General features: G+C 70.4%; 13 protein-coding genes. 9 read left to right on the plus strand and 4 right to left on the minus strand.

Annotated elements, in window-relative coordinates:
• The first annotated feature begins 77 nt into the window (after positions 1-77).
• Positions 78-488, plus strand: a complete 411-nt coding sequence (locus tag AB0P41_RS16150) for a VOC family protein (RefSeq protein ID WP_365932502.1) — start codon at positions 78-80, stop codon at positions 486-488.
• Here the strand turns inward: AB0P41_RS16150 and AB0P41_RS16155 are convergent.
• The gene (locus AB0P41_RS16155) at positions 462-1,193 is read right to left on the minus strand and encodes a MerR family transcriptional regulator (protein WP_365932504.1); all 732 of its coding nucleotides are present in this window, start codon (positions 1,191-1,193) and stop codon (positions 462-464) included. The genes AB0P41_RS16150 and AB0P41_RS16155 overlap by 27 nt on opposite strands.
• 190 nt (positions 1,194-1,383) lie before the next feature.
• Between AB0P41_RS16155 and AB0P41_RS16160 the strand changes: the two genes are divergently transcribed.
• A complete protein-coding gene (locus AB0P41_RS16160; protein ID WP_365932506.1) occupies positions 1,384-2,892 on the plus strand; it encodes an alpha/beta hydrolase in 1,509 nt (502 codons plus the stop codon).
• 34 nt (positions 2,893-2,926) lie between these two features.
• Here AB0P41_RS16160 and AB0P41_RS16165 read toward each other — a convergent pair whose 3' ends face one another.
• A complete protein-coding gene (locus AB0P41_RS16165; RefSeq protein ID WP_356708073.1) occupies positions 2,927-3,391 on the minus strand; it encodes an ATP-binding protein in 465 nt (154 codons plus the stop codon).
• Positions 3,392-3,605: 214 nt separating this feature from the next.
• On the opposite strand from AB0P41_RS16165, the gene AB0P41_RS16170 reads away from it, so the two are divergent.
• From AB0P41_RS16170 to AB0P41_RS16180, 3 genes are read left to right on the plus strand one after another with little or no spacing between them, the layout of a single operon-like run.
• Entirely contained in the window at positions 3,606-4,457 is an 852-nt protein-coding gene (locus AB0P41_RS16170; protein WP_365932508.1) for a Scr1 family TA system antitoxin-like transcriptional regulator, read from the plus strand.
• An 11-nt stretch (positions 4,458-4,468) separates the two neighbouring features.
• Positions 4,469-4,657 (plus strand): DUF397 domain-containing protein, encoded by a 189-nt coding sequence (locus tag AB0P41_RS16175; RefSeq protein WP_356708075.1) that lies wholly within the window; start codon positions 4,469-4,471, stop codon positions 4,655-4,657.
• Positions 4,650-4,889 carry a DUF397 domain-containing protein gene (locus tag AB0P41_RS16180; RefSeq protein ID WP_356708076.1) on the plus strand — a complete coding sequence of 80 codons (240 nt, stop codon included), beginning with the start codon at positions 4,650-4,652 and terminating at the stop codon, positions 4,887-4,889. The genes AB0P41_RS16175 and AB0P41_RS16180 overlap by 8 nt, the downstream gene beginning before the upstream one ends.
• 2 nt (positions 4,890-4,891) lie before the next feature.
• Here the strand turns inward: AB0P41_RS16180 and AB0P41_RS16185 are convergent, their stop codons facing one another.
• Together AB0P41_RS16185 and AB0P41_RS16190 are read right to left on the minus strand one after the other, a co-directional pair.
• Positions 4,892-6,355: an alpha/beta hydrolase gene (locus AB0P41_RS16185; protein ID WP_365932510.1), complete on the minus strand. Its 1,464-nt coding sequence runs from the start codon at positions 6,353-6,355 to the stop codon at positions 4,892-4,894.
• A gap of 197 nt (positions 6,356-6,552) precedes the next feature.
• The gene (locus AB0P41_RS16190; RefSeq protein ID WP_365932512.1) at positions 6,553-7,197 is read right to left on the minus strand and encodes a class I SAM-dependent methyltransferase; all 645 of its coding nucleotides are present in this window, start codon (positions 7,195-7,197) and stop codon (positions 6,553-6,555) included.
• Between the two features lie 121 nt (positions 7,198-7,318).
• Between AB0P41_RS16190 and AB0P41_RS16195 the strand changes: the two genes are divergently transcribed.
• The 4 genes from AB0P41_RS16195 to AB0P41_RS16210 all read left to right on the plus strand — a co-directional run bounded on the left by AB0P41_RS16195 (position 7,319) and on the right by AB0P41_RS16210 (position 12,152).
• The gene (locus AB0P41_RS16195) at positions 7,319-9,883 is read left to right on the plus strand and encodes a polysaccharide lyase family 8 super-sandwich domain-containing protein (RefSeq protein WP_365932513.1); all 2,565 of its coding nucleotides are present in this window, start codon (positions 7,319-7,321) and stop codon (positions 9,881-9,883) included.
• Between the two features lie 46 nt (positions 9,884-9,929).
• Positions 9,930-10,829 (plus strand): aldo/keto reductase, encoded by a 900-nt coding sequence (locus AB0P41_RS16200; RefSeq protein ID WP_365932514.1) that lies wholly within the window; start codon positions 9,930-9,932, stop codon positions 10,827-10,829.
• Positions 10,826-11,473, plus strand: coding sequence for a DUF402 domain-containing protein (locus AB0P41_RS16205; RefSeq protein ID WP_365932516.1), 648 nt, complete (start codon positions 10,826-10,828; stop codon positions 11,471-11,473). The genes AB0P41_RS16200 and AB0P41_RS16205 overlap by 4 nt, the downstream gene beginning before the upstream one ends.
• 370 nt (positions 11,474-11,843) lie before the next feature.
• Positions 11,844-12,152, plus strand: a complete 309-nt coding sequence (locus AB0P41_RS16210; protein ID WP_014047394.1) for a hypothetical protein — start codon at positions 11,844-11,846, stop codon at positions 12,150-12,152.
• Positions 12,153-12,294: the final 142 nt, after the last annotated feature.

Here is a 12,294-nt window from a genome sequence, read left to right on the forward strand (position 1 = left end):
GCACCTGCCCGCCCCCGCACCCGGCCGCTTCCGCCGGATCGCCCGCAGAGCGCGACGGCCTCCCTACACTGACCGGCATGGCATGCCGCATCAGTGAGCTGGTCATCGACGCCGCCGACCCCGAGCGGCTCGCCGCGTTCTGGAGCGACGTCCTCGGTTACGTCGAGCTCGGCCGGGAGGACGACGGAAGCATCGAGATCGGGCCGCCCGACGCCGGGTTCGGCGGCCCGCAGCCCACTCTCGTCCTCAGCCCCGGCGGCGATCCGCGAGCCGGGAAGCTCCCGCTGCACATCGACGTCAACGCGACCGACCGCGACCAGGACGCCGAGCTGGAGCGGCTGCTCGCCCTCGGCGCGCGGCCCGCCGACGTGGGCCAGACAGGCAACGAGAGCTGGCACGTCCTGGCGGACCCGGAAGGCAACGAATTCTGCCTCCTGCGCACCCGGCTCCAGCCGGTCCGGTCACGCCCCGGCGGTGTCGTCCTCTGAAAGCAACGCGTTGACGCGTTGCAGGACGTCCAGCTGGGCCTCGTTGTAGAACTCGACCACTGCCTGCAGGACCACCGACCGGGTGATCGCCGCTTCCCGGCGGGAGGAGGCCTCCAGGTCGCTCAGGAAGGGGTGGTCCTCCTGCTGTCTGCGGGTTTCGGGCGCGAGGCCCTCCGCGATCCGATGCCGCACCTCCTCGGGAGCGTCCTCGGGAAGGACCTCGAACTCGGCGGCCACAGCGCTGCGAGGCCCTTCGAGCTGCTCCTGAAGTGCGGACATCGCCGCAGGGTTGAGGATGCTGGAGTACGCCAGCAGGAAGGACCGCTGTGACTCCGGCAGGTCGTGAGCCGGCGTCCTGAATTCCGCGGGCAGGTCGACCGAGGCCCGGTCGGCCAGGATCGCCGCCAGTTCCTGCCGCATCCGCTGCTGACGTTCGATGCTCGTGGCGAGTTCGGCGTCCAGGGCACGCAGGATCTGCTCCCCTCGCTCGTCGGCGGCCTCGAAGGAGGGGATGTCCGACAACGGCACGCCGAGGTCGACCAGCCTGCGGATGCGCAGCAGGCGGACCAGGTGCTTGATGCCGTACCGCTTGTAGCCGTTGGGTGCTCGTTCCGGCTCGTCCAGCAGACCGATCGCGTGATAGTGCCGGACCGTCTTCAGCGTCGTACCGGCGAGTTCGGCCAGCTGACTCGTGCTCCACGCCACCGGCAGCCCTTTCCTGGGGTGCTCCGCTCCTGGAGGGGGACGGTCCATTCAAGACCGTGCCCCAGGGGCATGGTCAACCCCCGACCGCACCGGACCCCTCTCCCGAGCGAGCCGGGCTTGACCATGCCCCGAGGGCACGGAGTGCGATGGGAGGCGACCACAGCCGTAGAACGAGACCCGGAGACTCGACATGAAACGACAACGCGTCATCGGCCGGAGCTCGGCTCTGGCGGTCGTCCTCGGCCTCAGCAGCACGCTGCTCGCGGCGCCCGCTGTCGCCGACGGGCCACGTGCGCCGCAGGTGCGGTGGGGCACCTGCCCGGACGAAGTCGTGGCCGAGGCGGCTCCGACCGTCCTCCAGTGCGGCACCGTTTCCGTCCCGGTGGACCACGCCGACCCCGGGAGCGACCGGATCGACCTCATGATCTCCCGGCTGGCCAGCACCGACGCGGACAAGCGGCGCGGAACACTCATGCTCAATCCGGGCGGTCCCGGAGGGTCAGGGCTGGCGCTGCCCGCGCTGCTGGTGGCCCAGGGCATCCCCGCCGACGTACTGGACAGCTACGACCTGATCGGCATGGACACCCGCGGCATCGGGCATTCGGCACCGGTCTCGTGCGGGCTCACGCCGGAAGGCCCCTACATCGCCAACATCCCTCCGTACGCGGCGGACGACGCGGCGGTCACCGCGCAGGCGAAGGTCGCCGAGCAGGTGGCCCAGCAGTGTGCGGAGCACGACAGCGACGGATTGCTGCGCCACCTGACCACCGCGAACACCGCCCGCGACCTGGACCTCATCCGGGCCGCGCTCGGCGAGGAGAAGACCAGCTATCTGGGCTACTCCTACGGCACGGCACTGGGCGCCGCCTACGCGTCGATGTTCCCCGGGCGCTCCGACCGGATCGTGCTCGACAGCAACATCGGTGACACCCACCTGGACCGCGACGGGATGCGCCGCTACGCCCTCGGGATGGAGCAGTCGTTCCCGGACTTCGCGAAGTGGGCAGCCGCACGGCACGACAGTTACGGCCTGGGCCGCACCCCCGCGCAGGTCCGCAGGACCTACTTCACCCTCGCCGAGCAACTCGACAAGGCTCCGGTGGCCGGCATCGACGGCAACCTGCTGCGGCTGACCACCTTCGGCCAGCTGTTCAAGAAGCTGCAGTACCCCAAGCTGGCTCAGCAGTGGCAGACACTGGCCAACGGCGACGACACGGCGGCCCGCCGCCTGATGTCACAGAACGCCGCCGCAGCCGAAGTGCCGGCCTCGTTCGACAACTCCCTGTCGGTGTTCCTCGCCGTGACCTGCAACGACATCAAGTGGCCCAGGAACGTCGCCACCTACCGGAGCGGCGTCGCCGAGGACCGCGAGCGCTACCCGCTGTTCGGCGCCGCCACCGCCAACATCACACCCTGCGCCTTCTGGCAGCACGCCCCGGCCGAGCCGCCGGTCGCGGTCAACGACGACGGACCGCGGAACGTGCTCGTCGTACAGAACCTGCGCGACCCGGCAACACCGCACGCCGGCGGGAAGATGCTGCGCCGGAAGTTCGCGGACCGGTCCCGGCTGCTCAGCGTCGACGACGGCGGGCACGGCGCCTACGTCCTCGGCGACAACCCCTGCGCGCTGAACACCACCACGCGCTACCTGGTCGAGGGCCGGATGCCCGACAAGGACACACTCTGCCCCGCCGGTTGATGCCCGGCCCGGGATCGTCCGACCCCTCCCCGTGTCACGTGCCGCCATCCCACTGACACTCCGGCTTCCACGCGCACTCGACCCACAGCACCTTGCCGCCCTGCCCCGGCAGTCCGCCCCGGATCAAGTACGCCCCCCAGCTGTCCGCGTACTCCCGTACGAGATGCAGGCCCCGCCCTCGCTCGGCGAGAACGGCCGACGGGGGCGGAGTGCCGCCTCGGCCGAACGGATCCGGGATCTCCGGGCTGGAGTCCCAGACCCCGACCCGCACCCGGTTACGCCCCGCCCCGCACAGCCGGAGCGAGTACGAGCCCGAGGAGTGCCGGTAGGCGTTGGTGACGAGCTCGCTCGCCAGCAGTTCGGCGGTGTCGATGAGATCCCGCATCCCGTGCACCGTGAGCACGGTCCGCAGAGTCGCCCGGGCGATCCCGGGTCCACGGGGATCCTGCGGAAGTTGCAAGGTGTACGCCCAGGGCGGCGTTACGGTGGCCAGAGCCATTGGAAGTCTCCGTTCACGGAGGAGCGTCGGGATGTGCGTGTCGCATGGCCCGGTGACGAGGCCGCTCCGTCGAGCGGGGTACTTCCGGGCGGGGGGCCTGGGTCAGAGACTAGACTCCCGCAAGGATTACTTGCAGCAAACGCCCGGAATCCTTGAGTTGGACCACTCATTTGAGTGACGCCTCACAACGCCGCTGAGACCAAGGAGAGTTCACATGGCAGGCAGGGCAGCACCGACTGCACGCCGTATGCGGCTGGGGGCGGAACTGCGCAAGCTGCGCGAGCGTGCCGGGCTGACCACCACGCAGGCTGCCGACCTCCTCGGCACGAGCGCGGGGCAGCTCAGCAACATGGAGGTGGCGCGCTTCGGCGTGAGCGCCGACCGGGTGCGGGTCGCGGCCCACGCGTATTCCTGCACGGACCAGCCCCTGATCGAGGCCCTGGCCGCCATGACCGGTGAACGCAAGCGCGGCTGGTGGGAGGAGTACAGGGAAACCCTGCCTCCGAAGCTCCTCGACCTGGCCGAGATCGAGCACCACGGCACAAGCCTGCGGGCTGCGCACAGCATCCATATTCCGGGACTCCTACAGACCGTCGACCACGCGCGTGAGATCTACCGGCAGGCGGTTCCTGAGATCTCGCCGCCCGAGATCGAGCACCGGGTCTCGTACCGCGTGAAGCGACAAGCCGTCCTGTACCGGGATGACGCCGCCCCGTACAGCGCCCTTATCCATGAAGCCGCCCTGCGCATGCGTTTCGGCGGCCCGGAGATCGCCCGCGCCCAGCTTCAGCACCTGCTCTCACAGGGCGAGCGCTCCCACGTGAGCATCAGGGTGATTCCGTTCTCCGCCACGTACTACCCGGGGTCCGGCCAGTCGGTCTACTACGTGCAGGGTCCCGTGCCGGCCCTCGACACCGCGCAGCTCGACCAGTCCCACGGCCCGGTGTTCATCGACTCCGAGGCTCAACTGGCCCAGTACCGGCTACTCCTCGAACGACTGGACGCTGCCGCCTTGCCGGTGGAGCAATCACGAGACCTCATCCACGCCATCGCTCAGGAACTGTGAGGGACCCGAAGATGACCACCCCCGACTGGCAGAAGTCCTCCTACTGCGCGCAGGGCGAAGCCTGCATACACATCGCCGCCGACCAGTCCTCGGTCGCCCTCACCGAGAGCGGTGACCCCACCGGCGCGATACTCCGGACCAGCCCCACCGCCTGGGCCGCCCTCATCCGCACCGTCAAGGAAACCCACCACCGTGGCTGACACCCCCGACGACCTCACCTGGACCCGCGCCGCCCCTGAGGACGCGCAGGGCCCCGGTCCCTGGATCGAGATCGCGTTCGGCCCGGAGGACCTCGTGTACCTCCGTGAGACCGGCGACCCCGACACCGTGGTCACCACCACCGCACAGAAGTGGGAGGCGTTCGCCAAGGGTGTCGTGGCCGGCGAATTCGACCACTTCGCCGAGATCGACTCGGACCGCCGACCCCTCTGACCTCACCCCACCGGTTCGACCGCAGGGCAACTCGCGCCGCGCGGCGGAACCCTGAGCGAGATCAGGTAAGCGTCGATCGTCTCCTCCGCGCACGGGCTGCTGCTGTACGTGCCATGGCCCCAGCCCTCGTAGGTGTGCAGGACGGCGTTACTGCCGAGCTGCTCAGCCACGTTGGTGGCCCAGTTGTAACCGGACGCCGGGTCGTGGATCGAGTTGGTGAGCAGGATGGGCCGGCTGTCCCTCACCTTCAGCCGGTGCTGAGGGTTGTCCGGCTCGGGTGCGCCGAGGCAGGCGGAGACGGACATCAGAGCGCGGGGGTACTTCATGTCCGGGGCGATCCTGCCGATGCGGCGCAATTCCCGGGCGTACCCCTGATAGCCGCGTACCGGCAGGCTCCAGTCCTGGCAGAAGATCTCGAACGAGTTCTCCCCGAGCGCGGGCTCGGAGCTGTCTCCGGTCGTTCCAGCCGCCCTCACCGCCTCCGGCTCGCTCTCCTCCAAGGCGCTCAGAAGCGTGCCCAGCCTCCTCCATTCGGGGTCGTACAGCCGCTTCATCACCATGACGTTGAGGTCGAACGGGGTCAGCGCCCTGCCGTCGTCCGACAACTCCCCCCGCTCTGCGCGTTCCAGCAGTTCCGACCAGAGGGCCCGCACGTCCGAGCCGTGCAGGGCGCAGCTCTCGGTCCGTTCGCACCACGCCACGAACTCGTCGAAGGAGTCCTGGAGCGTGGCGGCCTGCGTGGAGAGGAAGTCCCTCGTGCCCAGGCTGTGGTCCACCACGGACTCCAGGACCATGGCTCGGACACGCTTCGGGTACTGCTCCGCGTACTGCTCGCCGAGCAGCGTGCCGTACGAACTGCCGTGGAAGGTCAGGGCCTTCTCACCGAGGGCGGCGCGGACCGCGTCGAGATCCTTGACCATGCTGAGGGTGTCGACGTGGTCGAAGAGTCCGTTCTCGGTGTTCTTCCGGCAGTCCGCACGCAGTTCACGGTTGTACTTCGCCGTGGCGTCGAAGTCGGCCGGGTTCTTCATGACCGGAGCCGGACGCCTGTCCAGGAGCTCCCGCGAGCAGAGGACCGGGTTGCTGAGCCCCACGCCGCGTGGATCGAAGCTGACGATGTCGAACCGGCTGCGGAGGTGGTCGCTGAACCGGCCCATGTTGCCCTCGCCCACGATCCGGCTCACGCCCGAATCCCCGGGCCCGCCCGGCCCGAACACCATGGAGCCGACCCGCGCGCCCGGGTCCGTGGCCTTGCGCCGGGCGAGCCGGAGGTCGAAGTGCGCCCCGTCCGGGTCGCTCCAGTCCACCGGAACCGAGAGTGCGCCGCACTCCGCCGAGGCGTCGGCCTGGCAGGCTTCCCACTCGATGCGTGCGCCCGCCCCGGCCGGCCCGGTCGAGGGCGGCCGCACCTCCTCCGGGCCTGGCGCACCGCTCGCGACCTCCACCCCCGAGAAGCTGACCGCCACGGCCAGCGCCGAACCCCAGGCGAGGTTCGACCGTGCTCGCCCTCGGCTGCTCCGCCGTACACCCGATGCATGACCGTCCGACACAGCGACTGCCCCCTCACCTCGTCCGAGGCATCGAGCATCGTCCGCGTGGGCGCCGCCAGGTATCCGGCAAGACCCTGGAGTTCGCCCCTAAGGGCCGGCCCGCAGCGAGCGCCTCACGGCCGGCGAGCCAGCACGTGGGTGTCGAGGTAGCCCCGCTCGGAGGCCGGGTCGTGGAGCAGCCGGGCGAACGGTATGAGACCGGCACCGGCGAGCAGTTCGGCGAACTGTTCCACCGGCCAGCTGTAGGCGGGCGCCACCTTGTGGTCGAAGCGGACCGGTTCGGGCCCCTCGGTCCCGAAGAACGACGCCATGAGCAGGCCGCCCGGGGCAAGCACCCGGACCTGCTCGGCGAGCAGCGCGGGCAGTTCGCCGGGCGGGGTGTGAATCATCGAGTAGTGCGCCAGCACACCGCCGAGCGCGCCGTCCTCGACCGGCAGGTCCTCCATGCGCGCCTCGTCGAACCGCAGCGCCGGATGGGCCTGCCGGGCGTGGCCGATCATGCCCGGGGAGAGGTCGAGCCCGAAGGCGTCCAGCCCCAGCTCGCTGAGCATGGCCGTCAGATGCCCCGGGCCGCAGCCGACGTCGGCCGTCCGCAGGTTCCCCGTCCCGCGTACGAGCTCGGCGAAGGTTCCGATCATGGACCGCGCGAACGGCTGTGTCTCCAGCCGGTCGGCGAACATCGACGCGTAGAGCTCGACGACCCCGTCGTAGGCCGTCCCGGTCCTGTCCTGGTGTCCCGCCTCCTGGTGTCCCCTCATGGAACGGAAGCTAACACCGCGCACCGACAAACGGTCCGGGCCGTTGACATCGGTCGAAGGCCGTTGCTTGGCTGGGCGCCAGGAGAACAAGCGTTTACGGGCCGGACTTTGGAGCGTACTGGTGGAGTTCTCGCGGCGTTCCGCACTGTCCGTGATCCCCGCAGCCACGCTCTGGGCACTGTCCCAGAGCCTGCGGGCCGAGGCCGCTCCCGGGCGCGGCGCCGCCGCCTCACATGAGGCTCCCGGCTCCTCGGAGAGAAACCCGGCCGCCCTGCTCACCAACACCGTCGCGGTCTTCGCCGGCACCGCCGAGTCCAACGCCCGCCCCGAGGTCGCCCCCAGACTCGCCTCGCTGCGGGCCACTGCGCGGGCCCGGCTCGCCGCGATGGACGGCGCCGGACCGGACGAGCTCTTCGAGGGCCTGCCGCTCGGCACCAGCGACTCCAATCTGAGCACGTCGTACCAGTACCTCTACGAGATCGCCCTCGCCACCCGACTCGCCGGAACCGACGACACCGCACAGGCCCGCCGCCGGGTCGTCGACGGCCTGGTCCGCCTCCACGACGGCTGGTTCGGTGACCAGTCGAAGGGCTACTACGGCAACTGGTTCCACTGGGAGATCGGCATCCCGGCCCACGTGACCAAGACCCTGGTCCTGCTCGGGGAGGAGATCGCGGCACACCGGCCGGAGCTCCCGGCGACGTACATCGCCTCCATGGACGCGTACCTCCGCAACGGCAAGGACGGTGACGTCGATCTCGACTCCCGGTTCCACACCGGCGCCAATCTCGCCGACATCACGACGAACCGGATCCTCCAGGGCGCCCTGCTCGGGGACGAGACCCGCATCACCAAGGCCCTCGCCGACCAGCTGACCGTCTACTCGACGATCGACCCGTACCGGCCGCGCCACGGGGTCACCGACGGTTTCTACGCCGACGGCTCGTTCGTCCAGCACTCCTCCGTCGCGTACACCGGTTCCTACGGCAAGGGGCTGCTCACCCGGATCGTCCAGACCGTCAAGATCCTCGACGGCACCGGCTACCTCCCCGACGACAGCCTCGTCGGCGTCGTGCGGGGCTGGGTCGCCGACGGCTTCGCCCCGCTGATCTTCGAGGGCTGGATGATGGAGATCGTCAAAGGGCGGGCGGTCTCCCGGACCGGCACGGGATACGCGGACGTCGCCGCCGTCGTGGAGGCCGTCGTCGACCTCTCCGCGCACACCTCGGGCAGCGAGGCCGAAGCGCTCCAGGGGTACGTCAAACACGTGCGGGAGACCTCGAAGGTCGCCCTCGACCCCACGTCCTTCGTCTCCCCCGTCAGCATCGCCCGCTACGCCGACATCCTCGCCTCGCCCGTACCCGCCCGGGGCCTCGGCCCCGCCGCCTCCCACAGCGCGTTCAACGCGATGGACCGCACCGTCCACCGCCGGCCCGGTTACGCCTTCGCCCTCGCCCGCAGCTCCGAACGCGTCAGCAAGTACGAGTACATGAGCGGCGAGAACCTGATGCCCTGGTTCCAGGGCGACGGCGCCCACTACCTCTATCTCTCCGGCGTGGACCAGCGGCAGGCCTTCGGCATCGACTACTTCACCGCCGTCCCGCCCCACCGCCTCGCGGGCGTCACCGCCCCCGCCGGGACCCGGCGCACCGTCCCCGAGCTCTACGGGAACCTCTGGTACGACAACCCGGAGCGCGGCTTCACCTCGTCCTCCGAGTCCCAGAACACGTACGTCTACTTCCCCCGAGCCACCCAGGCGTTCTCCGGCGGCGCCCGCCTCGGCGCGTACGGGGTGGCCGGTCTCGTGCAGTCCGACGACGCCGCGTACGCCGCCCAGCAGGCGGGCACCCTGCCCGCGGACTTCGTCGCCTACCGGGCGGCGGGTGCCACCAGGTCGTGGCTCATGTTCGACGACGAGATCCTCGTCCTCTCCGCAGGCGTGACCGGCCGGGCGGGCCGCGCGGTGACCACGACGGTCGACAGCCGCATCGCCGCCCCTTCCGCCCCCGTCGCCGTCACGGGCGCCCTGCGCGACGGATCCCCCTGGGAGGCCGCCGGAACCGCGCCCCCGGCATGGCTGCGGTACACCGACGAAGCGCAGGGCACAGCAGTCGGCTACGTCTTCCTCGCCGGTCCCGCCCCGGTCGTCGCGCTCGACACGGTCACGCGCAGCCGTCGTCTCGTACGGCTCGCCAACGCGGACACGGCAGTGACCAAGCGGCTCTTCACACTGTCCTACGAGCAGGCCGCCGGAGGACGCCCCCTCGCGGCGGCACACGCCCTCGTCCCGAACGCCTCGGCGCAGCAGCTGGCGTCGTACGCCCACGGCCCGCTCTCCGTGCTGTCCAACACGGTCCGCCTGCAGGCCGCCGTACACGCCCGCCTCGGCATCACCGCCGCCAACGCCTTCACCCCGGGGACGCACCACGCGGGACGTCTCTCGATCGACGGCCCGGCATCGGTGCTGCTGCGCCGGACCGGGGGCGGCACGTACGCCATCGCGGTGTCGGACCCCACGACGAAGCGGCGCACCGTCTCGGTCACCCTCCACGGCCGGCCCCTGCGACGCGTCTCGGCCGACACCGGCGTCCGCGTCCGCCATGTCCCCGGCGGCACCCGCGTCGACGTCACCACGCACCAGGCCTACGGGGGCAGCTTCACGGCGATCCTGGCCGAGAGGCCCTGACCGGAACGGGGAGCTTCCGGCGGCCGGCGAGTGGAAGAATCCGATGATGCCCTCATCATCGGAATCGATCGACGCCTCGGCCTCCGGCACCTGGAAACTCGGCGACCTGACGGTCAACCGCCTCGGCTTCGGCTCCATGCGCCTCCCCCAGAACGGCGCCGCCTTCGGCGACGGAACCCCCAGCGACCGCGCCCGGGCCCTGGAGGTCCTGCGCCGCGCCGTCGAACTCGGCGTGAACCACATCGACACCGCCGCCTTCTACTTCTCATCACTGCGCTCCGCCAACGAGCTCATCAACAGCGCGCTCGCCCCGTACCCCGGCGACCTGGTCATCAGCACCAAGGTCGGGCCCGGCCGGGACCCCTCCGGCGCATGGGTATGGGCCGCTCCGGAGCAGCTGCGCGGCCAGGTCGAGGAGAACCTGCGCCAGCTCGGCCGAGACCACCTGGACGTCGTCAACCTGCGCCTCGCGCGCAGCCAGGCCACCGCCTCCGTCGCCGACCACTTCGGCGCCCTGGCCGACCTCCGCACGGCCGGGCTCATCCGCCACCTCGGCATCTCCAACACCACCCCGGAGCAGCTCGCCGAGGCCCAGGGCATCGCCCCCGTGGTCTGCGTGCAGAACGCGTACGGCATCGGCTCCCCCGCCGAGGACCACGCCTTCCTCCGCGCCTGCGGCGAGCAGGGCATCGCCTTCGTGCCGTTCTTCGCCATCGCCGGCGCGGGCCGCGAGGCAGGATCGGGCGACGACCGGAGCGAGGCGCAGCTGACCGTCGCCGGCCGTCACGGGGCGACACCCGCGCAGGTACGCCTGGCCTGGACGCTCCACCAGGGGCCCCACGTCCTCGCCATCCCCGGCACCGGAAACCCGGACCACCTCACCGAGAACGTGGCCGCCGGCGCGCTGCGGCTCACGCCGGAAGACCTGAGCCTCCTCGCGTCATGAACGGGACCGGGGGCGGGCAGGGTGCGGAGGCCGGGCGGGTCCTGCGCTGGAACCTCTTCATCGGTGGCCACCTGAGCTCCTCCGTACCCGTACGCCTGGTCGAACGCACGGACGAAAGCCAGCTCGTGTGGCTGGAGACCGGCACCCCGATGTGGCGTACGGACCTGCCCCGTGGGGCCCACCTCCGGGACATCGCGCCCGAGCACCGGCCTGCCCGGGGTTATCCGGCGAGGGCGGGCCGGTGGCCCATGGGCAGCGCGCTCATCCACCAGCCGGCCGGGTGCGGCCACGCGGTGTTCTGGTTCTTCGGGCGGAAGCAGAAGTTCGCCGGCTGGTACGTGAATCTTGAGCACCGGACCCATCACGGCGAGGACATCGACGTGACCGACCACGAGCTGGACATCACCGTGGCGGCGGACCGCAGCTGGCGATGGAAGGACGAGCGGTCGTTCGCCGAGAAGACGGGGCACCCCGCGTACTGGTCGGCGGCGGAGGCGGCGGCGATCCGCGCCGAGGGGGAACGCGTGACGCGTCTCGCCGAGTCGGGGGCGTTCCCGTTCGACGGCACCTGGTGCGACTTCAAGCCACCGTCCCACTGGAGGACCCCGGCCCGGGAACCCGCGCCCCTACGCACCGTGCTCTGAGAGGGGAGGCCGCAAGGCTTTCCCCGTACGACCCCTGATGACGCGTCGGCCGGAAGCCACCGGCGCACACACGGCTCTCGAACAGCGCGTACGAATGCCCACCGCCCCGTGAACGCATCGACCGCATCCGGAACCATGGCCACCGTCGTTGCTAGCCGTCACACCGCGTGATACACAGAGTAACCATGCATATGCAGGCAGATCCTTACGCGAGCCGCAGGTCAGGGCGGCTTCTCCGGTCAAACGTGCGAGATCCGGGTAAAGAGACCCGGGAAGGCGTCGTGCGATGCCGGTTTCATCAGCGAAGATAGAGACCGACCCGTGTCGCACGGCGCGGGCTGCGAACTACCCAACAGGGGCGGTGACTTACATGATCCTGGCAGCTGAAAAGGGCGATATCACCACCATCATCGGCGGAATCGCCCCGAACTGGGGGCCGTTCGGGACCCTGGGCAACGAGGCGCGCATCATGATCGAGGTGGTGATGGCGGTAGCCATCCTGCTCTGTCTCGGCATCGCGATCTGGGGTGCGGCGAAGCAGCGCATCGGGGCGACGGCGCTGCGCGACACCTTCAGCGCGGAACAGGGCAAGGGCCTGATCGTGGCGGGGCTGACCGGCGTCTTCATCATCGGATCGCTGGGCACGCTGTTCACCATTGTGTACGGCATGGCTGTCTGACCGGCAGCCAGTCGGCCGCCCTGCCACCGGGCCACCTGTCCCCGTCCACCCACACCATCCGTCCGTCGCGCCCACCGGCAAAGGTTCGTTCCCTGATGTCGAGTCACCACACCGCGTCCACGCGGCAACCAGCACCGCTACG

This window comes from Streptomyces sp. NPDC079167, assembly GCF_040686735.1.
In the GTDB taxonomy this organism is placed as follows: Bacteria; Actinomycetota; Actinomycetes; order Streptomycetales; family Streptomycetaceae; genus Streptomyces.